We start from the raw sequence: 26,582 nt of genomic DNA, 5'->3' as shown, positions 1-26,582 counted from the left end.
GTTCAAATTTTGTCTTTATCTTTAAACTTTAAACTTTAAACTTTAAACATTAAACATAAACGCGAATCCCGCACCTCGTAACCCCACATCTATAAACTTTCAACACTAACCTCTACCACAGACCCAAAATATCCCTTACATTTGTATAAGATTGAATTTCCCAATACTTATGAATACGAAACAGGAGAAACTGGAAGCCTTTGGAAGATTACTGGATATCATGGATGATCTTCGTGAAAAATGTCCGTGGGACCAGAAACAGACTTTAGAATCGCTTCGCCATCTTACCCTTGAAGAAACTTATGAGCTTTCCGATGCTATTTTACAGAATGATCTGCAGGAAATAAAAAAAGAGCTGGGTGATGTTTTACTTCACTTGGTTTTTTATGCTAAAATTGGTTCAGAAAAAAAAAGTTTTGATATCGCAGATGTAATCAATTCCCTTAATGAAAAACTGATCTTCCGTCACCCTCATATCTATGGAGATGTTGAAGTGAAAGATGAAGAAGAGGTAAAACAAAACTGGGAAAAATTAAAATTAAAAGAAGGAAACAAATCTATTTTGGGAGGCGTTCCGAAAAGCTTACCGAGTCTGGTAAAAGCCTACAGAATACAGGATAAGGTAAAAGGAATCGGTTTTGAATTCCATGATGCCGAAGATGCCTGGAAAAAAGTAGATGAAGAGATTCAGGAGTTTCATGCTGAAACTGATCTGGACAAAAAAGAACAGGAGCTGGGTGATGTTTTTTTCTCTTTGATTAACTATGCCAGAATTTCAGGGATTAATCCCGATTCGGCTTTAGAAAGAACCAATCTTAAGTTTATTTCAAGATTCCAAAAAATGGAAGGGCTTGCTGAAGAACAGGATTTAAAATTGGCAGATATGTCTCTGGATGAAATGGATGTTCTTTGGGAAAAAGCAAAAAAACTTTCATAGTTCATTATTGGAACAATTAATGCTTCTTACATTCAATTAAAAAAAATAAAAATAGATATGTTACGTTTTCTTATTTTACCTGCTTTGCTTTTATTGAGCTGCAATCCAAAAGCTCAGAATTCTCCCACTAATGAGGATGAATTGAAAGTCCAGTTTTCACTGCCTAAAAAGTTGAAGGAAGTTTCCGGAATTACTTTGTCAAAAGATAAGAAAACGATCTGGATGATAGAAGACAGAGGAAATAAAAATGCAATATATGGTCTGAGTGATAAAGGTGATATGCTGGCAAAAATACCGGTAGAAAATGCTGAAAATACAGACTGGGAAGACATCATATCAGATGCTCAGGGAAATATTTATATCGGAGATTTTGGAAATAATGATAATAACAGACAGGATCTGGCTATCTTAAAAACAGATTTGAAAGACAGCAAACAAATTACCACCAAGGTTGTTCAGACTACAAAATTCCATTATCAGGGACAGACGGAATTTCCGCCAAAAAAATCGAAGCTGTTGTACGATTGTGAAGCTTTTGTAGAAATGGATGGGAATTTTTATTTATTCACGAAAAACAGGAGCAAAGGTTTTGACGGGACTTTTCTTGTATTCCAGGTGCCTAATAAAGAAGGTGATTTTGAAGCAAAGTTAATAGGAACATTAAAACTTCAGGGCGGTTATAATGATGCTGCCATCACTTCAGCTACCATCAACAGTACGAAAGATAAAATTGTATTGCTGACACATAAAAATGTTCACGTTCTTACAGGTTTTACTACCAACGATTTCAACTCTGCTAAAATTCAGAAAATTTCTTTGAATCATAATTCGCAGAAGGAAGCTATTGTTTTTCTGGATGATAAAACAGTAATGATTGCTGATGAGAAAGGGAAGGATGAAGGGGGAAATGTGTATACGTTTTCATTGTAAGCTTTCTATTCTTTATCTTTACAGCTGATTAAATAACTATGAGAAAAATATTTTATATTTTATTAGTACTGGGTTTATTCTCTTGCAGTACTAATGATGAAACTACAACTGTAACTGAAAATCAGACTGAAGATTTACAACCTGATAAAGGGTATATTTTTGAGATGGATCAGCGCACAACACTACGTAGTCCTGAAAAATATTATCAGTTTTTCTATGAAAACGGACGTTTACAGAAAATGCTTGGAAGAAACTATTTTGTAACAGCAAATGTCCAAATTTTTTATCCTGATGTAATTACTCAGTTAACTTATACAAACAATAAGGTACAGATAGATTATCTTGAAACAGAAACAACTTCTGGTTATAGAACGACTTCTTATCTGATGGAAAATAACAGACCCATTAAGGCTGAACAGTATTATAAGAATGGAACTGATGCCGAACTTGAAATGTCAAGAACCTATGCCTATGGAGCCAATACAATAAATGTATATACAAAGCGAGGATATCAGGAATTTTTTGCCACGTATTATTTTGATGGAAATAATAACCTTTCTAAAAGCGAAACTTTAGAAAAGACATCAGGTAAGAATAAGCAGTTTACAACTACCGTGTATTCAGATTTTGACAATGCTAAAAATCCATTTAAGAAATTATATCTGATCAATGATGACTTTTACGAAAAAAGTTTATCAAAAAATAATTTTAGAGCTAAGGAATCAGTTATTGAATATGCAGAGTATCCTGGGGGCATACCTCCTCAGCCTGGAATATCAAAATCAAAATGGACTTATAATTACGATGCCAACGGGCAGGTACTTTTGTATTTTCCACTCTAGAAGATTAAATAAAACCCCACAGAGAAATCTGTGGGGTTTTTGAATATATGAATGTATTGAAGTGATTGACTTTTTGTGGACTATGGAGTAAGGTAAGAAATGTGGATATTACCACTTGATAATCTAAAATCCTGTGTATAGCGGCAACGTATTCTGAAGGTTTCTCCCGTATTAAAAAAATTGATGGATGAAAGATTATGATTCAATCCTGTAGTACGTTCTCCATGTCCGGTAGATATTCCTGCAAGTGTTGTAAGGGCAGGAGATACTTTTTGGATATAAGAATTGGCTGTTCCTGCAGTTTGTCCTGACGGATTTAAATTAAGATCATAGGTTGCATAAGGAACAATATTGTAGAACCCGGGTTTTACTACTGTAAAAAGTCCTGTGGTTGAGTTATAGGTCAGATAAGCTGTATCAATCTTATTACTCACATTAAAAACATAGGTTTGTGAATAACTTTCATGAGTGTTGACCGGAGTAGAATGTGTCCCTGTATAACTGCCACTGGATGGGCTGATATCTGTTTTATTTCCCACATACACTACCTTTAAGAAGTTTTCAGATTCAATCGTTTTCCAAACCGGCGTATTTCCGGCTCCGTTTGACATGAGGACTTCACCTTTGTTTCCTGAATTTCCCTTCGTTCTGTCATCGCCACCTACATTCAGGTCTTTAACAACCTGTAGAGAACCGTTGACGTGTAATGTATGTTGCGGTGTTGGTGTTTTAATACCTACCTGTGCATTTATATGAATGAACATAACAAATAATGCCATAAACAATAGCTTTTTTTTCATCACTTGTTGATTTTTTGTTGCAGCAAATATAAAGTGTTTTTAAAATGTCCTTTTTTTAAAGAATTGATAAACATATAGAGCTATGGGTGGCGTTGACCTATATCGCTGAAAATATGGCTTTTATTTAAAAGCCATATTTGTTTTATTAATGAAAAATGTAAGCTGAAAATTAGAATTATTAAATTTAATTAAAATTGATTTTTTTTAGATATTCAATAATAATCAATTCTAATATGTTGTTAAACAGTGTTTTGTGTCTGTCTTAAATTTATAATAATTAAAACTTCATTCCTATCCCTGCAGAAAGTCTTCCACCATCTGAGCCATAGAAATAATTCAGCCTTGCAGACATCATTTCTACAATACTTAACCAAACACCCGCTCCGGCAGATTGATGCCATTTTCTGGAATTTTCATTGTCATTCCATACACGGCCGATATCATACCCGATTAGAATTCCCATATTGGCAGGGATAATATTGTTTCTTATTCTGCCGAAATCCCATCGTATCTCTGAATTATTGGTAAAATAAGATCTTCCTGAGAATCTTTCGTTTCTGAAAGCTCTCATTCCGTTGTTACCTCCAATAGCCGCTGCCTGATAGAATTCAAAATTATTGTTATTCATCCACATGACATTGCTGGCATTGGCAAAAACAAATTTTCCCTTTTTATCAATTCTGTGATCAATGGCAAGCTTTCCTTTTAAAGTTAGGAAGTTTTTATTAAAGTCTGAAAGGGTTGCTTTCCAATCAGCATTAAGCATAAATTCAAGCCCAAGAGTAGGAAAAGCTGTATTATCGGCATTTTTATAACCAAATGTATAATTGGCTCCTACAAACTGCTGGCTGTTAAATACACCTGGTCTTACATCCGGTGACTGATTAATGAAGCGGTCAGCTTTTCTCTGTACCTTATTATCTTCAAAAGTCAGTTGAAACTGATGACTCAGATTCATCCAGCTTTTCTGAGAAATGGAAGGAGCAAAGTTGAACTTTGAAATTCTGGCTCTGTTATATTCTCTTTCTGTATCTTCCTTATCATACTCACTTTCATTAGACAGTCCAAAGAAGTTTTGAGAAAACCTTGGAGTTGTATAAAATGCATCCAGATTGAGATCCCAACCTGAGATTGCCTTTTTAAATACTCCTTTATAGGTAAGACTGAATCCTGCAGTGGCAGTATAAAAATTAGCTTTTAAGCTGTGTCTTTGGGTATAAGGATCACGGATAAAATTATTAACCGTATAATTAGCCAGAACCCCTACAATGACACCATCATCCGGGTTATAATCCAGATTTGGATATCCGGCAACGGAATTGTATTTCGGGTGCTTGTAATTATAGCTGTTGATGTCATAATCATCAGTGATATTTTTGGTTGCATTACCGGCGTTATAAGTATTCTTTTGAGATTTAAAATCATAAATCTTCACTTTTCTCCCATCAGCAACATTATAAGTATCATGATTATATCCACCAATCAGCCTGATGTTCATTTTAGGATTTCCGGTTCCGGTCACTTCATAGATATCATCATCTTCAAGTCCGTAGATCCATAGTTCTTTTGTTTTTGAATCATTGTATATCTTTTCAAAAACCAGTTCATTCTGATCTTTATTCTTGCCCAGTTTATATTGCTGCACAAGTACTGAATGTCCGTTTTTGGTGATGACAAACTTATCGGGATTCACAGTTCCTGCCAGAGGTACTTTTTTCTGTAATACATCATAGTACTGAGCGGCATAGCTTTGAAGTTTTGTTTTTCTTACTTTAAGCTTTCTCTGAATTTCAGCAATGGTTTCATCCTGTACTTCTTTCGGAAGATTATGGAAAGCATCATCAATATCCGCATCCGTAAGATGTTCCTGAATATATTTTGCCTGTGCCTCCCATTCTGTCTGATCAGCTCCTTTTAAAAAGACAAGATCCATCGGGTAAGGTTCCATAGCAAGCCATTTGACACTGCTTATATCTTCTGTAAAGGTTTTCATATGGCGGATTGCCGGAACGTTCATAATAAGTTTAAATGCGGCTCCGTCATATTTACTGAATGCCTGATCTCTGTCTTTGGGAATAGGTTTATATACTATTTTGTCACCCATTTCATATTCTGCCCATTTCCACTGATCCGAGTGTCTGTCCCAGTCACCGATAAGCATATCAAATAATCTTGCTCTGATGTAAGATTCTCTGTCAACAGAATATTTATTGCTTTTGCTAAGGTTCTTTAAGACATCATCCGTAGAAACAATGTCTTTTGCATTACCCAGATAAGCCAGTGTTTTAGGATCAGAAGAAAAGCGTTCTTCAATCATATACATTTCATCTCCGTAATTCTCGTTATATCTCCCCAAAGCTTGTTGTTTAGGAATATAATACAGTTTTGGATTGCTATGTAAAATATTCAGCTTTTCTGACATATTTCCGATCGTAAACGGAGTAAACGGATGATTGGTAGTATAAAAATCCAATAGGAATTTTTCGGGGAAGGTATCCGTGAGCTCTTCACCCAATGTACTTTTTGTGAAAGCCATATTGTTAAGAAAACGGATGGCACTTTTTTTCACTCCACGCATCACAAATTCCTGTCCGTCTGCTGATTTTAGTCGTAAGCTGTTGGACTGGTTTCCTCCACCTTCTCTGAAAGGGGTGTATCCGCCGTTTAATTCTGAAAGATTGGCCGTTGGAGCCTCAATCGGAATTCCGTAGTAGTTTCTGTAGTGATCTCCCCAAAGCCAGCGGTAAAATTTTCCTTTTTGAGTAAGCTGTACCGGGTAGATGGTTGAGGAAAATGTCTGCGGAAAAGAATTTGGAAAGTTATTAACAAATACATCCGGTTTGGAAATTACTGAAATATGAGTGAGTTTTTGAAGCTGTGCATCTTTTGTAGAAAAATATTCAACGTCTGTACTTTCGTCTTTTCTGAAATTTAAAACCGCAAAACCGCTGCCTCCGTAAGAAAAATCAGTTTTTTCTATAATGGTGGAAGGGTCTGTTTTAGAACCAGCACCACTGATGATTTGTCTTAGGTTTTCATCCTCATGATATTGAAGATTATGATCATGCCCGGAAACGAAAATAATATTTTCCTTATCCTGAACGATACTTTTCAGTCTGTTGGCCAGATCTGCGTAATGCTGGTTATTGATATCTTCAGGACTGGCTCCTGATGAACTTCTTAAAATATTGATTAAGCTTGCAACACCAGGAACAGGAATCTTACTTTTTAAAGGAAAAAGATGTGACTTTGCAGAATTAAAGCCTGCATGAGTTCCACTGCTGATAATGGGATGGTGTAACGCAACAATGATTTTTTTGCCCTGATTTTTGATAATGAGATCTTTAAATTCATCAAAAAAATTCTCGCGGGTTTTGATATTACAGTTTTTATTGATTCCGGGGTAGTTGTCCCAGTTTGCAATAACCCATTCCGTATCAATAGCAATAAGCTTAATATCTTTAGAGACGTTGATATCATCAATAGGACATCCGTTTTTAGGCAGAAAAGCTTTTTTATCGTCGAGGTATTTTTTTACCAGCTCTTCCTGGGTGTTTAATCCTTCCAGTCCGTTATACCAGTCGTGATTTCCGGGAATTACCAATGTTTTACCCTTGAAATTTTTGGTAATGGCAAGTTGATTCTCCAGTTTTTCTTTAGCTGAGGCATACTCTTTATCTGTTTCTTTGGGCATACCGTTGGGATAGATGTTATCTCCCAAAAAGATCAGCATAGAGTTGCTGTCTGCAGAATCCAGTTTGTTTTTCAGTAAACTAAGTGTTTTTTGTGCCTGAGGTTCATCTGCATTTCCTGCATCTCCAATCAGAAAAAGTTTAAAATCATTTTCAGATTTTATATCAGAATCTTTTACTTCAAATAAGTTTTTGCCCTTTTGTACGTTATATGTAGCACAGGAATAAAGTGCTCCTGCGGACATTACAGTTCGAAGAACAATAGAAGTATTTTTTAGATGAGTTTTAAAGGATAAATTCATAAATTTACATTAACAAAATTTCAGGAATGAGCATTCTACAAAAAGCTAAAAATTATGTTGAAATCTTATTCAAAGATAAGTTATCTTCGGTATATTTTTATCATAATTTTATCCATACTGCCTATACAGTCAATAAGGCTGAGGAAATCATGAAAAACACCCCTGTTTCTGAAGAGGATCAGGAGAAAGTACTCGTAGCATTATGGTTTCATGATACGGGGTATATAGAATGTGCGCTGAACCATGAAGAGAGGAGTGTGGAGGTGATGAAAGCCTTTTTACAGCAGGAAAATTATCCGGAAAATTATATTGCAGATGTTGAAAAACTGATTCTGGCAACGAAAATACATTATGAACCTCAGAACTTGCTGGAAAAAATTGTGAAAGACGCGGATTTCAGTCATTTTGCAGGCCATGATTATAATGATATTTCCGATGCTTTGAGAAAAGAATGGGAACTGACCAACGTAAGATGTTTTTCTAATGAGGAATGGAATGCCGGAAATCTGGATATGCTGAAAAATAAGCATACTTTTTATACAGACTACGCTAAAGAAAACTGGGAGCCTCTGAAAAAGAAGAACATTAAAAAGATCGAAAAGAAGCTGGAAAAAGAAGAAGAGAAAAAAGATAACAAAGAGAATAAAAAGGAAAGCTCAGAGGGTAAAAAAGAAAAAGAAAAGTCAGACAGAAGTGTAGATACCTTATTCAGAGTAACCCTTAACAATCATACGAGACTTAGCGATATTGCAGATAGTAAAGCCAATATCCTTTTATCAGTAAACGCGATTATTATTTCAGTTTGTCTTTCTGTGCTGGTTCCGAAGCTGGATGCCCCTAAGAATTCACATTTGATTCTTCCGAGTTTCATTTTGCTGTTATCCAGTGTATTTACAATCATATTTGCTATTTTATCTACAAAGCCGAATGTGACCAAAACAACGTTTACTCCTCAGGATATTGCCAACAGAAAAGTAAATCTTTTGTTCTTTGGAAACTTTCAGCAGATGTTGTTTGATGATTACAACAATGCAATGAAAGACCTTATCAAAGACAGAGACTATATTTACGATTCTATGGTAAAAGATCTGTATTATCTGGGGAAAGTTCTGGACAGGAAGTACAAGCTTTTATCCATTACCTATAAGATCTTTATGGCAGGAATTATTATTTCTGTTCTGTCTTTTGGAGCAGCATTTCTTAGTCTTTAATTAAAAAAATGAACAGATAAGCTTTCTTAGAGAGAGCCAAAGCTATGATAAAACGCTCATGATATTTTTCGTGATTGATTTATCATAGTTTCATTTGATGTACCATGAATTTCTGTTTTTGAACAAACCGGGATTCTGCAGCCGATACTTATATCGTGGATGAAAAATGATCTTCTATTCCTGCGGAGGTGTAAAAGAAACTCTCAGCGCCAGTAATCCTGTAATTCCCTGGAGATCTTCTACCTTTAAAAATTCTATATCATGTTGTAAGACACCTTTTTTCTGAAGTTTGGAAATATAGTCCAGATATTCTTTCTGGTTTTCCATTCCGAAATAAACAATGGTGATCTTTCCTGGAGCGGTGATGCGTTCTGCAGAATCTTTCACATGCGCTTTATCAAGGCGTTTTTTGATGATTTCGTAATAGGAATTGTAGGCGCCATCTACATCAAAACGTTTTTCATCCATTCTGAAACGGATGTCTATTTTTTCATTATATACAAAGATCAGTGAAGCGATATCCAGCTGTACAGGAAGGTATTTTTTGAATGACTGAAATTCAAGTTCCATTTTACAGATGGTTTTCAGCTGCCAGTATCTTAGTTTGTGGACAACTTTTGAGGTATAATGTAGTTCAGGAGCAATAGTAGAACCAATGTACAGATTGTGTTCCACACCGTCAGACTTAAATCTTTCGTAATAATGTGGGAAAATTTCCTGTGCTTTTACCTGGCTTTCATCCAGCATGTCTGCCAGTTTTCGGTTGACCAGCGTGATAGAATCATCAAGGTTTTTCCTATGGTGATAAAACAGATCCGTAGTGCTAAAGATATGTGAAAAATAATCTTTGATTTTTGCCTTTATTTCTCTGGAGGTTCTTACTTCCAGTTTCCCCTGTAAAAAAGGATGAATTTCTTCCCTTAATAATCTCTGAAAACGTTGTTCTGTATCCGCTTTGATCTCATTGTTGATCTCATTTTCAAAAACATCCAGAGCCAGTACAAATTTTTCTGAATCGGAATTGGTGAGTGTCAAAATTTCATTCAGCCATTCAATCTGCTGATTAAGATCCTGCAGCATCAGATTAAAACGTTTTTCAGAAGAAGAACGGATATCTGAAACACCAAACAGCGGAGTAAGATTTTTGAATGCAATCTGTTTTAAAGTATATATTTTCTTTCCGAGTGATGCGGTGAAGTATTTTTCAGCTTCATTTCTGAATTTCCACACCACACTGTCATGAATGGTAGTATATTCTCGCTGAATAATGGCTTCTATCTGGTAGTTTTTCTCAAAGTAGAATCTGTTCAGAGAGAAAAGAACCATATCGGTAAAGAACTCAAGTTTTTTAAGTTTTAAACCATTAAAACTTCCTGCAATAGGAGAAGTGAATTCCATGATCGCAAGGAGCTCGCCGTCTTTCATGATAGGAATTACCATGAAACTGTTGACATTGTTATCCTTTAAAATACTGAAGGAAGGAAGCAGCTTGATATTTTCGTCCAGGTTGTTTACATTAGAAACAACAACAGGTTTTGAATTATGATTTAAATTATTAAATGTACTCTTACGCGTCTCTTCATCAAATGCATTGATCCAGAAATCCAGGATATGATTGGTAAGAAGACTTTCATAAATCGGAAGTTTATCCAGCTTCTGTTCCTTTTTGTTGAAAGTCATCAGCCCGAAATTCAGTTCCGAAACATCAAAATAAGATTTGAAAATTTCCGTCAGATTTTCATTGGGATTCAAATCTTCGGGGTCAATTTCTATCATGCTTGATTTCAAATCAGAAAGTGCCACCTCAGAGGTACAGTCCACAAGTGAAATGATGGTAAAGCCTTTCAATATCCAGGACTGTGAAGGGAAATATTTTTTCCAAAGTTTAAAATCATCCAGATTTTCCAGCAGCATATCCAGCGTGTCATCAGAAGGGATTTTGGCATCCTCAGTAGGAATGATTTCCGTAAAGTCTGAATTGACCGTAATCTTATAATGCTTCATGATTCCCTGTTTGTTGGGAATGTCATAATAAAACGGAATCGTACTTTTGATATCTTTTTTGAAATAACTTTGAAGAATCAGACAGCAGCAGAACACATAAAACTCATTATCTGAAATATTTCTGAGCTCTATTTCAAAGTCTTTTCCTGCATCTTTCAGAATATCTTGAAACCTTTCGGTATAATTGAACGTGATGTTGGAAAGTGGAATACTGGCTGCTTTTATTTCATTTTTAGTAAGCCCTGTCGGAAAAAGATCTGCAAGAAGCAATCTGATGAGGTCTTCATATTTTTCGAGAAGAGCCGTATCCTGAAAGCCTTCTCTGAGCTCTTTAAAATTTCTGGTGCTCTCAATCAAAGACTCGGCATAGTTCACCCTGTATTCCAGTCTGTCGTTATATCGGATATGCTCCAGGACATCCAAATATTTTTTGAATGATATATAAACCTGAAAAGGAGAGTCTTTTTTATAGAGATTAGCCAAAAGCTGAAATTTAAAGTAAAGTTATGAAAAAAATCACTATTTATAAATTTGTTATTAATTGTTGAAAATAGCCTTTTCTATCACTTTATTTTTGTTTTATAGTGAAATTATTAAAAAGAATATTGAATTTAGTGAATCTCTGTTTCTTTTTATAAAAATATCTGAGCTTTTTAAATGGTAATACAGTTTTAATAAAAATAAAAGATTCCATTGACTATAGAAAAGCTTTATAGTTAAAAATGTTGACAATGGCGAAAAAGATGGAAAAATCGTCTAAATGTTACTAACCGAAATATATTTTATTACGTATTACTCATTCTTTATTCTACTTTTATGTATATACCCTTGTTTGCGATCCTTTGTTTCCACAAGCCACCAATCTCCACTTTGATCTAAAACATTTACCTTTTCACCAGATTTTATTTTTTGTAAAACTTCTGAAGTGGTATTTTTATCTTTTCTTAAATTGGTATATCCGTCGGGGTCATTAATTACTTTATTGTCGTCCGGGCCATTGAATATTTCTAAGTTTTCACAAAAGACTTTTAATCTTTCATTACCATAATAACTGTTGTGTTCTAACTTTTTAATAAAACCTTTATTTTTATTGATAAAACTCTGAACATCTCCAATATCACCTAAATTTAATGACTTTTCACATAAAAAAGCAATACTTTTATCACACTCTGCATAATCGATCTGATTTTTATACATCATATTGAGAATTTCTCCCAATGAATCATACCCGTTTCCTTCTTTGGCCTCAGAGAGTAATTCCTTTGTTTTGCCTTTATAAACAATTTGTTCAATATCATCCACTATACCTTTTCTAAGTACAAATTGTTGATTTTTATTTTTTCTTCCGAAAATTAATTCATGGAAGGATGTTATGTTTGAAAAATCGAAATCTTTGAAAGCAAAATCTACAAGATCTTTATCTTCATTATATCCATAATATAAAACCAGATCTTTTGTAAGATAAGGATCTCTCATTTTCAGGATTTTTAACGCCGTTTTATCTTTATAAATAATAAATTTATTATACTGATATAAAATATCTGGCGTGATAGAATATTTAGCATCAGAATCGCTATCCTGTACTAATATATATGCTTTACTTTTTATAGCGACTTCTGGAAAATCCGACATTCTCAGGGAGATAATCCTATTGGTATATTCATCAATATTTATCCCGTAAACTTCTGATATTCTTTTGGAAAATAATTCAGAATCAGGAAATTTATAATTGAAGTTTTCTAAAGATTTAGCTCCATAATTGATAATATCTGGTGAAAGATTATCATAATTGAACTTAGTGTTATCACCTTCTTCAACCAGGTTATAGGGAGCTTTATTTTGTGAATTCATTTGTTTGTTCGTTTTATTTTGTCCACAGGATAATGTGAATATTAATAATACTATTTGTGGCAGATTCTTATTCATTACTAATTTTATTTTAAATTCCTGTCCATTTTGTGGTTCCATATGCTGGGTTATCCCATTGTGATTCTTTTACTTGCCGCGGCTCAACAATAAAATGTACAGGTCTATTATCTCCTAAATTTAAATCGGATATTTCTTTAACAAAGTTTTTAACAGGTGTTGTATCTTTTCCAGAATTGAATGTGAAACAACCTACTGAAAAGCGTGGGCAATAATGATGCAGGGCAACTCCTCCTCTTGCCCCATCAGGTCCATTTATTCCATTTTCATCACCTGCAGATTTTGATTCAGAATCAATTACATAAACTAAGTATTTTTGACTATCTAAACCTGGGACCAGGAAGTATTCACCAGGGGGAATTTCATTATATTTTCCAAATCTTTTATCAGAATGTTTAAAGGTTTCATTAGAAGACTTGGAATAAGTTTGATGTGTATCTCTACTTAAGTATGTTGTATAGTCGGGATTAGGTAGTTTATCTTCACTTTTAAGCCTTTTGAATGTTGCTAAGGTAATATCTTTGTAAACTGTTGTCTTGTACATAATCCAATATATATTTTGTGCGGGATCTTTTTCACTTTTTTTATCCGTTCCAGACACTAAAATTACGGTCCCTTTTTCATTGGACGTTGATTTGTTCTTGCCTAGTGTACATTCATTTACTTTTAAATGAGAAACACTTTTTTTAAAGAAATCAGTTGCTACATCTAGATTTTTTAAACCTACATTTATTTTTTTTCTAACAGGTCTTACATTTTTTACATCATTAACCATTAAAGCAGAATTACTCAGCCCTTTACCTTTCCAGTCTGCTAATGCACTGAGAACAGCATATTTTGGTTCTGTGGGCATATCATAATAAGTAACAAAATCAAATAAATCTACATCTTTTATAGTTTTTTGTTTTCTGTTTTCTTCAAATTCAAATTTATCAAAATGCTTTATCCTTTTTTCCGAAGATATTAATTCGCTGTAGATTTTTGCGGGAACATATTCTTTAATCAAGCCCATTGCAGATTTGTAATTACCTTTGCCCGTTAACTGAATCAAGCCTTTTCCCCGGAAGTTAAAGCCATCTCCGCTGGCTTCATTTCCATTACCGTTACCAAATCCGTTTTCAGCTGCATATAAAAAACTGAATAACTTTTTTTGATCGGGTCTTTCATTACAGAATTCTTCAATCTGTCCTCTTTTATCCAATAGTTTACCGCGATCCCCAAAAGTACCGCTACGGATATTTCTTGGAATATATTTTACATTTCCTTCTGCCATTTCTTTTTCTCTAAAATGGGTTTCTGCTGCAATTTGAGCTAGGAAATGAGCTTTTTTTGCACATGTATTTATTCCAAAATCTAATTTATATTTATTAATCCAATTAACACAATCCATTCTGAAAGTTTTGTCACTTTCCCCAAATATTTCTTTTATTTCATCCCACGTAAAATCTTTTTCACACCTCGGACATTTCCCTTCAGAACCTTGCTGATTAGGATCCTGTCCCACATTGGTGGCGGTCTCGGGGTTTTCCGGTGGAGGATTGATACCATTTCCTTTTACCGCAATGATCTGATTCAGAACCTGAACTGTTTGTGGGCTGAAAGTGGAAATATTATTATGTTTAACTACCAAATAGTATTCATGTTCTCCTCCATCTATCATAAAAGATATTCCACTTCCCTGAGCTTTTTTCATCATCAATTCAGTAAGGACTATATTTTCATCATTTACTCCATTAGCATTAACTGTAATTTCTTTTTCATACAGTAGTGTATTTTCGTCTTTGTTGTGTCCGGTGTCTGCTGTTGTGTCTCGTTCCCAAACCTGTAAAAGCAGCTTTTCTTTAAACATATTCTGCGTTTTTATTTCCGCAACTATGGTCTGGCCATATTTAGGTTTTATTGTAATCTTATTTTTATTGCTGTCAAGGAGCGTTAATGATATAATTTTAGGTGTTCCTTTCGTGGGTTTTATGTAAATAATGGTATTGCCTTTTTTTTCAGGAGAATTCAGATAACCCTCTACAAAGAATTCCTGTCCAAGAGCTTTTTCTTCAAAAGTAAATGTCGCAGTTGCCCCTTTCTTTTTGATATTGGTAGAAGTATAACTTCCATTATTTCTTTTTCTGAAGAGTTCCCAAGTGACATTATTCCCATTTCGTTGGCTGGCAGGAGTTTCCTTATACCATTCTGTGACTGAATAGGATGCCGGAGCACCAATTTGTGGATTTGTGGGGCCTGTTATTTTTGCTACACCTTTTTTTGACATTGCCTTATAATTTTAATGTGCATAACTATTTTTATTATCAATCTCTTCTTTCAGCTCATCAATGTCCATTACAGGATTATAAATATGCTGTTCCTGAGAATCAGCATTGGCAATCTGTGTTTTGCTGATTCCGTTTTGTTGCCCATGCTTCAGGACCGTAATTTTTCCGCCGGTAGTGCACATCAATTCAGAAATTTCTGTTAGACAGCTTTTCCCCATTACCTTCACTTTTTCATAGGTTTTCTGCCATTTTCCTGCGGGAGTATAGGTACAAGGTAGATATCCTCCAGAACTCGGCTTGAGTTTACATTGACCGAAAGGTTGTACAGATGGATCAAATTGTAAATCATCTTCTGTTACAGCCAAATAATCATCTTGACCTTCTGCATTATTCCAGTAATGTTTTTGATGACTTGTCACTTTAAATCTTGGAAATTTGAACCCCTGATTACATTGGCATATACCTTTTTGAATAACGAAATATTTTCCATCATGTTCGTTGGAGCCCTTATTTTCCTCTTCAGTCTTCTTAGTCTCTTTTTGATTTTTTGAAGAAGTATTGCCTAACTCTCCCGCAGATGAATCTTCGTTTGAACTTTCATTATTATCAGGATGATTTTTAGTATTGGTTTTCTGCATATCAGAATTGTTATCTTCGTTCGGTCTGATGATTTTATCATTGGCTAAAAACTGTTGGTCTTCAGGAATACAAATTTGTTTCCCGGCCTTTAACTCTCCATGTATAATATCATTTTGGGGGCACGAAAGATTGTGAAAAGTTTTTAAATAGTTTTCATCTTTTATATTGAACTTTTGGGCAATATCGGCAAAAGTATCATTGTCCTTTGTGATATAAATTTTCATTTGTTTTTTGTGTTTTTATATTTAAATCGTGTTTATAAAATAATTCATTCCTATGACAGATAAGTACTGAGGCACTTACTTCAACTAATTGTTTAGTAAGTTTATCCGTGAAATAATGTATATATATACTGGCATTTATATTTTCTTCCTGTTTTTCATTTTCAAAACGAGATCCTTTTATTAATTCCTGAAGACTGCAATTCTCTGCAATTATTCCTTTAATAACTGTTTCAACATATTCTATATTTTCATGAAAATATTCGGCATTAAAATCAAATTTCAAGGGAAAAGAATTGTGGTATATTTTGAAACATTCTACCCACCTTGATTTTCTGCTAAACCAATTCATATTGGGAAATAATATTTTATTTAATAAGGTAGAGCTTATCTGTTTTAGAAAATATTTTTCATTTGAGATATTTTCATAAAATAAATCAATATAGGCTTTTGAAGGCGCACCTGTAAAAAAATCTCTGATCGCTGTTTGATTATCTTTAAATTTTTGTACTAAAGTTTTATGATCAGCAAATAAAGATATTTTCCCATCAGGGGATATAATAAATGGAATAGGAGAAACTGTTTCCATACAAGCTAGCGCAAGTGAGGATATTTTGTCAACCGGTGTGCTGCTATTTTTTTTGACATCTTTCTGTCTCGTTGTGGCAATAACCTGGGATGCTTTCTGTTCTATTTCAATATTAACTTCATAATTAAATGTTAGTTCACTTTTATTGAATTGCTGTATATTTTCTGTGATATTATATTCATCAGCGTGAAACGAAGCTAAATCCTGGACTGAAGGAAGTCTTTTTTGTAATAGGTTTTCATGTTCTTCTTTTGAAATATAGGCTATAGGTATCAAAATAAACTCGACTCCCCTCAGGCTGTCAAACCACAACTTATCCATCTTCCCAGAGTTTTGATTATGAAACTCTTTTAGGTCGTGTTTGTTCATATTCATACGAAATGCAATAGAGTTGAGGCTATCACTTGGCTTCACTTTATATTTGATAAAATCTTTTTTCATCATCAATTTTTTTCAAATAATGTAAATCTATAAAATTTTGAAAAGATAAACTGTAGTAATTCTACGATAAGTGATAAATGAATTTTAAAATGATTATATCAACAAAAAAACCTCCCATTAAATGGAAGGTTTTAATATCATTTATAATAAGATCGTTTTACAATCCGAACATTCTTGCAAATAAATCCGGGAAAACCCCAAGGATGATAATCAAAGCAATAACAACTACTGCAATGATGTTGTAAGTAAGGGTTACTTTTTCTGATGACTTGAATGTAGATTCTTTAAAGAAGAACATTGCGATGATCAGTCTTAAATAGTAAGCAATTGATAAGGCAGAACCTAATACTGCTACCAATACTAAGAAAGCTGCACCGTTCATAGCCTGGGAGAATAAAGCAAATTTCCCCATGAAACCAGCTGTTAACGGTACCCCAGCCATTGAAAGCATAGAGATTGCTGCTGCTGTTGCTAATAAAGGTTCAGTTTTCGCCAATCCTTTGAATGCTCCGAAAGAAGTTTCTCTCTTTAACTTCTCTACCCAGATCAGACACATAAAAACTCCTACGGTAGATAAAGAATAAGCAAATAAATAAAAGGCAAGGTTATAAGTAGAAAGGCTGGTCATTCCAAAGAATACCAATCCGATATATCCTGCGTGAGATACTGAAGAGTATGCCAGCATTCTTTTTGCATTCGTCTGAGCAAGACCCATAACGTTTGCCAAAAGTAAAGTAATGATTAAGAATACACCTAGAACGTTGATCCATTCGTGAGTAACTCCGGTAAAACCAAGCGTCATCAATCTGAATAGCGCAAAGAATCCGGAGATCTTTACCACACTCGCCATGAAAGCTGTAATAAGTGAAGGAGAACCTGCATATACATCAGGGCTCCACATGTGGAAAGGTGCTAAAGCTACTTTGAATGCCAATGCACAAAGAATCAGTAATACTCCTAAGATGAACATTACATTCCCTGAATTAGCTACTCCAAAATCGTGAATCTTGTACAGATCAAAACTTCCTGCACTTCCGTAGATGAACGCAATCCCGAACAGTAAAAAACCTGTTGCAAAGGCACCCATTAAGAAATATTTAATCGAAGCTTCGTTGGATCTAAGATCAGTTTTATTAGCTCCAGCCATTACATATAATGGAATAGAAAGAATCTCAACTCCCAGGAACATCGTCACTAAGTTCTGATATCCGAAAAGGATGATTCCTCCACATAATGCAAATAGCATCAATGCATATAATTCTGACTGGTGGCTTCTGTGGTTGCTGAACGCAAAACCTCCCAGGAAGAATAATAATAATGTTGTTACGATTGATATTTTAGTGAATAATGCAGTATTGCCACTGTACTCATACATATGCTTGTAATGATCGAAGAACGAACATTCCGGCATAAAACTTACGTACAATGCGATGATTAATCCCAAAATCCCAATGTATCTTGCGAATTTTCCTTGTTCAAAAACTCCTGAAAATAACGCAATAACTGCCGTTAGGAAAACAATAATTAAAACACTCATAATATAGATTTGAGATGTGAGATTTGAAGTTTAAAGTTACTGGTTCAGAGTTTAAAGATTCCGGTTCAAAAGCCCTTGTCTCTTATCTCTTCGTCTTTTATCTTTATTCTCTCTAATCTCTTAATTTTTTAATTTTTAAATCTTTTAATTTTTTAGTTAGCCATCGCCATGTAGATAAACTTCACTGAACTACTCACCATGTCGATTACCGGTTGTGGGAAAATACCTAGTAAAATCACAAAAACCGCTAAGCTTGCCAATACAGAAAATTCAACTCCTGACAAATCTTTTGCTGTACTTAAAATGGCTTCGTCACCTTCCCCAAACATTGCTTTTCCGTAGAATCTCAATAAATACACAGCGCAAAGAATTACCGTAAGACCAGCAATTACTGCTGCTGTTCCGTTAAAATCATAAACAGATTTCAACAAAATAAATTCTCCGATGAATCCATTCGTTAATGGAACTCCCATTGAACCTAATATAATGATCAAAAACAATACAGCAAACTTAGGCGCTACTTTAGCTAAACCACCCATTTGTCTGATGTCTCTTGATTTGAATCTCTTGTATAAAATATCACAACAGTAGAATAATCCCACTACGTTGATACCGTGAGCGAAAGTCTGTACCAAAGCTCCTTCAGCTCCTTCTACATTGAAAGTTCCTCTTAGCGTAACTACTGCAGAAGCAAAGATACCAGCTACCATTAATCCTACGTGAGAGAAAGATGAATACGCAATGATTCTCTTCATGTCCGTCTGGATAATAGCAATTAATGCTCCGTGAACAATTCCTACAATTGCAAGAATGATCACAATCTGTCCTGAGATTCCTGCTATCGGAAGCGGAGTGATTGGAAGTAAGTAACGCATTACACCATATACTGCCATTTTAAGCATGATTCCTGATAACAACATCGATCCCTGAGTAGGAGAGTAGGTATAAGTATCAGGCTGCCATGTATGGAAAGGGAATACCGGTAATTTCACTGCAAAAGCAAAGAAAATAAACCAGAATACCACAGTCTGCTGTACTTCATTCAATTGTGCATTATATAAATCTGTTAAAGCGAATGATGCAGAGTGGTTGTACACATAGATCAATCCGGCTAACATAAATAAAGATCCTACGAATGTATATACGAAGAATTTCGTAGTGAATTCAAACCTTTTATTTTCTTGTCCCCAAAGTCCGGCAATGAACCAAATTGGAATCAAAGTTACTTCCCAGAAAATGTAGAATAACAATCCGTCTAAAGAAGTGAACACTCCTACAAGACCGAACTGCATCAGTAGAATCAGTCCGTAGAATGTATTTCTATAGTTTACATTTTCGTTGAAAGATGATAAAATAATGATTGGAGCCAGAATATTGGTCAATAATAAAAGAAGCATGCTCATCCCATCGATACCGAAGTGAAGAGAGCTCTTCATAAATTGTGACCAAGGATAATTGATCTCATGCTGCAGTACACTATCTACCGTCGGAGTAAAATCGAAATCCGAAAGTATATAAAATGTAAGAAGCATTTGTACCAATGCAATTCCCAGTGCCAAATATTTGCTGGAATTACTCTTCCATGCAAAAACTAATCCCGAACCTACTAGAGGTAATAGTAATAATGTTAATAATAAACAAGACATTATTATTGTAATAAAAAGTTAACAATTAATATAATTCCCACAGCTAAAGACATGATAAGAATATACGTCTCTACATTTCCGTTTTGAACACGCTTCATAGCTTTTCCGCTGTCTTCAGCACCATCACCTACAAAGTTTACAAAACGGTCTAAGATACCTTTATCAAACATCTTTCCTCCGCGTCCTAATCCTTCAACAGTTTTTACAATCAATGCGTTGTAAAGTTCGTCAACATATAATTTTTTAGCAGAAAGCTTTTCCCATCCGGTATAGCTTTCTTCTGCAACAGCCATTTTTTTCTTTTTCACGTAGGTATTTCTAACGATAAACCATACGGAGAAGAACATAAGCACTGTAGCTGCTAATAAGATCATTTCAGTATTGAAAGGCACTCCTGCAAGAGTAGCTTCCATCTGGCTGTAGCTTTGTTCTGTAAGAACTGGCTTTAACCATTCCATCAGTTTAGCATAGTGCCCGTGACCGATGAAGTGTGGCAGGTTGATAAAACCTCCGATTACAGAAAGGATTGCCAATACGATCAATGGTAATGTCATATTTGACGGGCTTTCGTGTAAGTGGTGTTTTTGCTCTTCAGTACCTCTGAATTCACCGTGGAATGTCAGGTAATACAGTCTGAACATATACGTTGCAGTGATTGCCGCTAAAACAAATAAGATTACCCAGTAGATAGGGTTTTTAGCGAAAGCTGCTACTAAAATTTCGTCTTTAGAGATCATCCCTGATAATAAAGGGAAACCTGAGATTGCTAATGTCCCGATAAGGAATGTAGCGTGGGTAAGAGGAATATATTTTTTAAGACCTCCCATGAAACGCATATCCTGCTCGTTGCTCATTGCGTGGATTACAGAACCTGCACCTAAGAATAACAAAGCCTTAAAGAATGCGTGCGTCATTACGTGGAACATCGCTGTTGTATAAGCTCCAAGACCTAAAGCAATGAACATAAATCCAAGCTGTGAAACGGTAGAGTAAGCCAATACTTTTTTGATGTCGTTCTGACGAAGTGCATAGAATCCAGCTAAAGCAGCAGTTAAGAATCCGATGAATAAAATTCCTCCCTGTACCGTAGGAGCTAAAGTAAATAAGAAGTTTGATCTTACTACCAGATAGATCCCTGCCGTTACCATCGTTGCCGCGTGGATCAAGGCTGATACAGGAGTTGGTCCCGCCATCGCATCCGGTAACCATGTATATAATGGAACCTGAGCAGATTTACCGGTAGCACCGATGAATAAACTCGCTGTGATAAAGATAATCACCGTTCCGTCTAATTCAAATTTTGAAGCGTTTTCTGCTACAGAAAGATAATCTACAGCATTGGTCTGAGAAGCAATCATAAAGATACCAATCAATAACGCAAGGTCACCAATTCTGTTCATGATGAAAGCCTTTCTTGCCGCTTTACCGTATTCTTCGTTGGTATACCAGAATCCGATCAACAGGTAAGAACAAAGACCTACACCTTCCCATCCGATGAATAGGATAAGGTAGTTGCTTCCCATTACTAAAAGTAACATTGAGAAAATGAAAAGATTCAGGTAAGTAAAAAACTTATAGAATCCTTTGTCATGACTCATATATCCGATAGAGTATAAGTGGATCAGTGAACCGATACCCGTAATGATCATCACCATCATTAAAGAAAGCTGATCAATCTGGAATCCAAAATTGATTTGAACTCCATTGACTCTAAACCATTCAAAAGCTTTTACGATTACAGGCTGGCTTTCAGAATTGAAATTCATGAAAAGACTTACAGCGATACAGAATGATCCGAAAACCATTGCCGTAGCCAAAGATCCAACCAATATTTTTGGAAGATTTTTCCCGAATAAACCGTTAATAAGAAACCCTAAAAGTGGTAAAAGTACTATTGCATATACTAGATTCTCCATTCTTATCCTCTTAATTTATTAAATATACTCACATCTACAGAACGGGTATTTCTATACAGCATAGCAATAATTGCCAGACCTACTGCTACTTCAGCAGCTGCCACCACCATAATGAAGAAAACTAAAAGTTGTCCGTCGCCGTTGCCTTTATACGCTGAAAAAGCTGCCAATAAAAGGTTTACAGAATTCAGCATAAGCTCTACACAGCCCAGAATCACAATAGCATTTTTTCTAAGCAATACTCCCATTACTCCCAGACAGAACAATACTGATGAAAGAATGATGAAGTAGTCCAAAGGGATGCTTTGTATAAATGTATTTACTTCTCCCATAATTTTATAAATCTTTTTTACCGATTAATACCGCGCCTACAATACCTGCCAGAATTAGGATGGAAGCAAGCTCAAACGGTAAAACATATTCATTAAACAAAAGTCTACCCAGATTTTTCGTAAGACCGATACCTCTGTCTACATTTTCAACAACAATGTGTTTGTCCTGTACGCCTCTGAAAACTCCCAATACACCTACTAAAAGAAGACCTGCTGTAAAAACTCCAACAAACTTTAAAGTATTGTTCTTCTTACTTTCGTCTCCTTTATTAAGGTTAAGCATCATCAGGATGTAAAGGAAAAGTACCATGATGGCACCTGCGTACACTATAATCTGGATAATTGCAAGGAACTGTGCATTTAAGAGAACGTACATTCCGGCAATTGAAAACATCGTAACAATCAATGACAAAATAGCATAGAGAGGATTTCTTGCAAATACAAAATACACTGCACTTGCCACTGCTAAAAACGCCACCAAGAAAAATAAAAACTGATCCATTATTTTACCGCATTTTTTTGTTTCTCGGATTGTCTTGTGGTGATATCAATCCTTTCATTTATTTTTTCAACTAATTTATCTTTTCCATAGATGAAAGAACCTCTGTTGGTTTCTACGTCTACCAATCTGTCTGTAAGATAGATGGCAGATTTAGGACAAGCTTCTTCACACATACCGCAGAAAATACATCTCAGCATATTAATTTCATATACTGAAGCATATTTCTCTTCTCTGTAAAGACCTTTTTCCTCTTTAGTTCTTTCAGCAGCAGTCATGGTAATGGCTTCTGCAGGACAAGCTACCGCACAAAGTCCGCAAGCGGTACATCTTTCTCTGCCTTCTTCGTCTCTTTTCAAAACGTGCTGGCCTCTCCAGATGGTAGTTCTTGGCTTCTGTACTTCCGGATACGAATATACTGCGGGAGCACCTTTTATCACGGTTCTTACAGCATGCTTAAATGTAATCCCCATTCCTGTAAAGATAGCAGGTAAGTAGATTTTTTCAGCAAGGGTCATTTCTTTATTGGAAACAACTTTTGATCTGTTTGTAAGTTTCATTTAATTATAGATATTAGATGTTAGACACCAGATTTTAGACTAATCTTGTCTGCTATCTTAATTATTTAATATTGATGATTGAATATGATAGGCTAAAGATAAAACTTTGATTTCATTATCAAATTTTCAAATCAGCTCATTTTCAAATTTTCTTAGTTTGCAAATGCTAAAATTACAGCTCCTGTAATCAATAGATTTACCAATGCCATCGGGATTAATGTTTTCCATCCTAAGTGCATTAACTGGTCGTATCTGAATCTTGGAAGTGTCCATCTGATCCACATGAAGATCAGAATTCCGATGACGGTCTTCGTTAAGAATGCTACGATACTCAAAATTCCTGCAGTGTTCTCACCCCAGTTCTGAGTTACCCATTCAATACCAGGATAGTTGTATCCTCCGAAGAAAAGAACTACCATAAATGCATTAGAGATAAACATGTTCACGTATTCCCCGAACATATATAAACCTAATTTCATCGAAGAGTATTCTGTAGAGTATCCTGTTACCAATTCAGATTCACACTCAGGTAAATCGAACGGGTGTCTGTTGGTTTCAGCTAAAGCTGCTACAAAGAAAACAAGGAAAGCGATTGGCTGGTAGAAAATATTCCAGTTCATTCCGGAACCCCAAGGAATAACGCCCCATAATTTCCCGGTAGTCTGGCTTTCTGTAATTTCTTTTAAATCTAAACTTCCTGTCATCATAATGATAGAAAGAAGTGCTAATCCCATTGCCAATTCATAAGAAATCATCTGAGAAGAAGCACGGATAGCACCTAGTAATGAATATTTGTTGTTCGAAGCCCAACCTCCGATCATAATTCCGTAAACCCCGATTGAAGCCATTCCGATGATGAAAAGTACACCAACATCAATGTTAGCAACCTGAAGATCAAAAGAAGTACCTGCAATATTTAAACTTTTACCCCAAGGAATAACAGCTCCTGTAATCAATGAAATAAACATTACCAAAGCAGGTCCTAATACGAATAGGAATTTTTCTGCATTGGCCGGCGTAAAGTCTTCTTTGAAGAAAAACTTTCCACCATCAGCAAGAGGCTGCAGCAATCCGAAAGGCCCGGCTCTGTTGGGACCAATTCTATCCTGCATGATAGAGGCTACTTTTCTTTCTGCCCAGGTAGAGTAGGCTGCAATCGTAAGCGATAGCAGGAAAAGTGCTAGTACAAGTATAAGTTTAAATGTAAGTAAATCCATTTTTATTTTTATAGATGTTAGAAGTTATGAATATGGGAGCTGGAAGATGGAAGTTATAGCAGTCACATCATCAAAGTTTCTCATTTTCAAATTAACTCATTATCAAATTTTCAAATTTTATTTTTCGTCTTTTTCACTGATTTCTTTCGCCATAGGATTGTCTAAAACTCTTAGCTCATCCTTAGGTTTTTCGTAGTGGTTCAATGAAATTACAGAGTGTCTGTCGATATGTCTAGGACCTTCGATGTTCCAGTCTGATAATGCTTTTCTTTCAAAACGGCATGTATCGCAGATGAATTCTTCCACTTCACCCCACTGGTCTTTTCTGGCAGTTACTCTTACGATTTCGTCACCTTTCATCCATACTACAGCTTTTCCGGAACACTTATCACATTTGCAAGAAGCGTTCATTGGTTTTGTAAACCATACTCTGCTTGCAAAACGAGCTGTTCTGTCTGTTAATGCTCCTACCGGACAAACGTCGATAATATTTCCGATAAAGTCATTGTCTAAAGCTTTATTTAAATACGTTGAAATTTCAGCGTGATCTCCTCTGAAAAGAATACCGTGTTCTCTTGTTTCTGTAAGCTGGTTGGCTGTCAGTACACATCTTGCGCAAAGAATACAACGGTTCATATTCAATTTGATGTTCGGTCCAAGATCATCAGCTTCGTAAGTATTTCTTTCGAATTCTGTTCTTGTACTCTCTACACCATGCTCATATCCTAAGTCCTGAAGATGACATTCTCCTGCCTGGTCACAGATAGGGCAGTCCAGCGGGTGGTTTACCAATAAGAATTCTGTAACCGCTTTTCTTCCTTCCTGGGCTTTCTCAGAAGTAAGGTTTTTTACTTCCATCCCATCCATTACATTAGTTCTGCAGCTTGCTACTAATTTCGGCATAGGACGAGGATCTGCTTCAGACCCTTTAGAAACTTCTACAAGACATGTTCTACATCTCCCTCCACTGGTCTCTAATTTGCTGTAGTAGCACATAGCGGGAGGTACAGATTTTCCGCCGATTTGTCTTGCTGCTTCCAGAATGGAAGTACCAGGCATCACTTCAGTAGTCTGTCCGTCTATAGTTATTTTGAATTTTTTAACTTCTTCGCTCATATGATATGCTTTAAGCTTTATGCGTTAAGCAATAGGCTTTGTTATTTATATTTCTTAGTATTAAATGTATATCCAATTCCTCCCAGAACCTGTCCGAAAACAAAATCCTGGCGTGCTTTGTCCGGCTTATTATTCAACGTGGTTTTGATGTCCCACATATTGATATATCCTGCTTTTCCTTCTAATCTCAGCATCCAGTTTTTCCAGAAAACCAAGTTAAGACTGGATCTGATATCGGTTCCCATCCCTGCAACGTGAAAACGGTCACTTCTTTCATTTCCAAAAAGTTTTACATTACTTTTCGGAAACATAAACCCGATTCCGGCTCCATAAGACCATACTAAATCTATATTTTTCTTATGAACAAGATTTTTGTATTTCTCAAGACCTAAGTTTTCATAGTTAAGCCCGTCTGTATGTTCAAAAGTAAGGAACTTCTCATCTGCAAGATTAACCTGCCCGTTTTGAACCATTGCTGCGTATTCAGGATCTGAAATATGACCTTTGAAACCTACAGTCTGGTTCTGATCCATTACATATTTCATATGGTCTATCCCAAGTACCAATGCTAAATTGTCTTTAATAAAATATCCTATTCTGAAATTATACTGTGTTACCGTGAACCAGCTTGGATCAAAATAGACAATTCCAAATTTTGTAGGTCTGTCCTGTGCCGTTACATTATTCAGTTGAAAATCGTATCCGTTTCCGGTAAAATGGATATCAGAATTGCTGTAAGCCGCTCTGTTCCATCCATAAAATACGAAAACCTGACCTTTCTTGCTTAATGGTAAAGGCTTTTCCCTTTTCTCAGCTTTAATCTGCTGTTTCTCACTCGCTACATATGACAAATCCTCTTCAACGGATCTATTATAATTTGCTGTATCTGCTTTCTTATTCTGTGCAAATACAAAATTCGACATCATTAAGCCGACAACCAATAACTTTTTCATTTTAC

20 protein-coding genes are annotated in these 26,582 nt (G+C 35.4%); 4 read left to right on the top strand and 16 right to left on the bottom strand.

The genetic code is table 11. The features are described 5' to 3' along the window. The first annotated feature begins 169 nt into the window (after nt 1-169). The 3 genes from mazG to FN817_RS22410 are packed head-to-tail and all read left to right on the top strand — an operon-like array spanning nt 170 to nt 2,709. Nucleotides 170-937 carry a nucleoside triphosphate pyrophosphohydrolase gene (mazG, locus tag FN817_RS22420; RefSeq protein WP_142719861.1) on the top strand — a complete coding sequence of 256 codons (768 nt, stop codon included), beginning with the start codon at nt 170-172 and terminating at the stop codon, nt 935-937. 57 nt (nt 938-994) lie between these two features. Continuing rightward, entirely contained in the window at nt 995-1,867 is an 873-nt protein-coding gene (locus FN817_RS22415) for an SdiA-regulated domain-containing protein (RefSeq protein ID WP_142719860.1), read from the top strand. A gap of 38 nt (nt 1,868-1,905) precedes the next feature. Continuing rightward, the gene (locus FN817_RS22410; protein ID WP_142719859.1) at nt 1,906-2,709 is read left to right on the top strand and encodes a hypothetical protein; all 804 of its coding nucleotides are present in this window, start codon (nt 1,906-1,908) and stop codon (nt 2,707-2,709) included. Nucleotides 2,710-2,789: 80 nt separating this feature from the next. On the opposite strand, the gene FN817_RS22405 is transcribed toward FN817_RS22410, so the two are convergent. After that, nucleotides 2,790-3,509, bottom strand: a complete 720-nt coding sequence (locus tag FN817_RS22405; RefSeq protein WP_142719858.1) for a hypothetical protein — start codon at nt 3,507-3,509, stop codon at nt 2,790-2,792. 277 nt (nt 3,510-3,786) lie between these two features. After that, the gene (locus FN817_RS22400; protein ID WP_142719857.1) at nt 3,787-7,503 is read right to left on the bottom strand and encodes a metallophosphoesterase; all 3,717 of its coding nucleotides are present in this window, start codon (nt 7,501-7,503) and stop codon (nt 3,787-3,789) included. A gap of 26 nt (nt 7,504-7,529) precedes the next feature. Between FN817_RS22400 and FN817_RS22395 the strand changes: the two genes are divergently transcribed. Next, the gene (locus FN817_RS22395; RefSeq protein ID WP_142719856.1) at nt 7,530-8,714 is read left to right on the top strand and encodes a Pycsar system effector family protein; all 1,185 of its coding nucleotides are present in this window, start codon (nt 7,530-7,532) and stop codon (nt 8,712-8,714) included. 174 nt (nt 8,715-8,888) lie between these two features. On the opposite strand, the gene FN817_RS22390 is transcribed toward FN817_RS22395, so the two are convergent. The 14 genes from FN817_RS22390 to FN817_RS22325 all read right to left on the bottom strand — a co-directional run bounded on the left by FN817_RS22390 (nt 8,889) and on the right by FN817_RS22325 (nt 26,577). Further along, nucleotides 8,889-11,201, bottom strand: a complete 2,313-nt coding sequence (locus tag FN817_RS22390) for a GAF domain-containing protein (protein ID WP_142719855.1) — start codon at nt 11,199-11,201, stop codon at nt 8,889-8,891. Between the two features lie 309 nt (nt 11,202-11,510). Then, nucleotides 11,511-12,569: an SH3 domain-containing protein gene (locus tag FN817_RS22385; protein ID WP_167498925.1), complete on the bottom strand. Its 1,059-nt coding sequence runs from the start codon at nt 12,567-12,569 to the stop codon at nt 11,511-11,513. Nucleotides 12,570-12,657: 88 nt separating this feature from the next. Next, a complete protein-coding gene (locus FN817_RS22380) occupies nt 12,658-14,910 on the bottom strand; it encodes a hypothetical protein (protein ID WP_142719853.1) in 2,253 nt (750 codons plus the stop codon). A 12-nt stretch (nt 14,911-14,922) separates the two neighbouring features. Then, nucleotides 14,923-15,774 (bottom strand): DUF4280 domain-containing protein, encoded by an 852-nt coding sequence (locus FN817_RS22375; protein ID WP_142719852.1) that lies wholly within the window; start codon nt 15,772-15,774, stop codon nt 14,923-14,925. After that, nucleotides 15,746-16,804 carry a hypothetical protein gene (locus FN817_RS22370; protein WP_142719851.1) on the bottom strand — a complete coding sequence of 353 codons (1,059 nt, stop codon included), beginning with the start codon at nt 16,802-16,804 and terminating at the stop codon, nt 15,746-15,748. Before FN817_RS22370 ends, FN817_RS22375 begins: the two co-directional genes overlap by 29 nt. A gap of 154 nt (nt 16,805-16,958) precedes the next feature. Further along, nucleotides 16,959-18,338 carry an NADH-quinone oxidoreductase subunit N gene (locus FN817_RS22365; RefSeq protein ID WP_047423978.1) on the bottom strand — a complete coding sequence of 460 codons (1,380 nt, stop codon included), beginning with the start codon at nt 18,336-18,338 and terminating at the stop codon, nt 16,959-16,961. A 152-nt stretch (nt 18,339-18,490) separates the two neighbouring features. Continuing rightward, nucleotides 18,491-19,984 carry a complex I subunit 4 family protein gene (locus FN817_RS22360; protein ID WP_142719850.1) on the bottom strand — a complete coding sequence of 498 codons (1,494 nt, stop codon included), beginning with the start codon at nt 19,982-19,984 and terminating at the stop codon, nt 18,491-18,493. A 2-nt stretch (nt 19,985-19,986) separates the two neighbouring features. Continuing rightward, complete coding sequence (nuoL, locus tag FN817_RS22355; RefSeq protein WP_142719849.1) at nt 19,987-21,900, bottom strand: NADH-quinone oxidoreductase subunit L; 1,914 nt, start codon at nt 21,898-21,900, stop codon at nt 19,987-19,989. Between the two features lie 2 nt (nt 21,901-21,902). After that, nucleotides 21,903-22,232, bottom strand: a complete 330-nt coding sequence (nuoK, locus tag FN817_RS22350) for an NADH-quinone oxidoreductase subunit NuoK (RefSeq protein WP_002983557.1) — start codon at nt 22,230-22,232, stop codon at nt 21,903-21,905. A 4-nt stretch (nt 22,233-22,236) separates the two neighbouring features. After that, nucleotides 22,237-22,734: an NADH-quinone oxidoreductase subunit J family protein gene (locus FN817_RS22345; RefSeq protein WP_047423983.1), complete on the bottom strand. Its 498-nt coding sequence runs from the start codon at nt 22,732-22,734 to the stop codon at nt 22,237-22,239. Further along, nucleotides 22,734-23,291 carry a NuoI/complex I 23 kDa subunit family protein gene (locus FN817_RS22340; protein WP_040996950.1) on the bottom strand — a complete coding sequence of 186 codons (558 nt, stop codon included), beginning with the start codon at nt 23,289-23,291 and terminating at the stop codon, nt 22,734-22,736. The genes FN817_RS22345 and FN817_RS22340 overlap by 1 nt, the downstream gene beginning before the upstream one ends. 152 nt (nt 23,292-23,443) lie before the next feature. Continuing rightward, nucleotides 23,444-24,508 carry an NADH-quinone oxidoreductase subunit NuoH gene (gene nuoH / locus FN817_RS22335; RefSeq protein WP_142719848.1) on the bottom strand — a complete coding sequence of 355 codons (1,065 nt, stop codon included), beginning with the start codon at nt 24,506-24,508 and terminating at the stop codon, nt 23,444-23,446. Between the two features lie 117 nt (nt 24,509-24,625). After that, a complete protein-coding gene (locus FN817_RS22330; RefSeq protein WP_047423990.1) occupies nt 24,626-25,624 on the bottom strand; it encodes a 2Fe-2S iron-sulfur cluster-binding protein in 999 nt (332 codons plus the stop codon). 41 nt (nt 25,625-25,665) lie between these two features. Then, complete coding sequence (locus FN817_RS22325; RefSeq protein ID WP_142719847.1) at nt 25,666-26,577, bottom strand: hypothetical protein; 912 nt, start codon at nt 26,575-26,577, stop codon at nt 25,666-25,668. Between the last annotated feature and the right edge of the window lie 5 nt (nt 26,578-26,582).

Source organism: Chryseobacterium rhizoplanae (genome assembly GCF_900182655.1).
Taxonomy (GTDB): Bacteria; Bacteroidota; Bacteroidia; order Flavobacteriales; family Weeksellaceae; genus Chryseobacterium; species Chryseobacterium rhizoplanae.
This window is presented reverse-complemented; position numbering and strand designations above follow the sequence as displayed.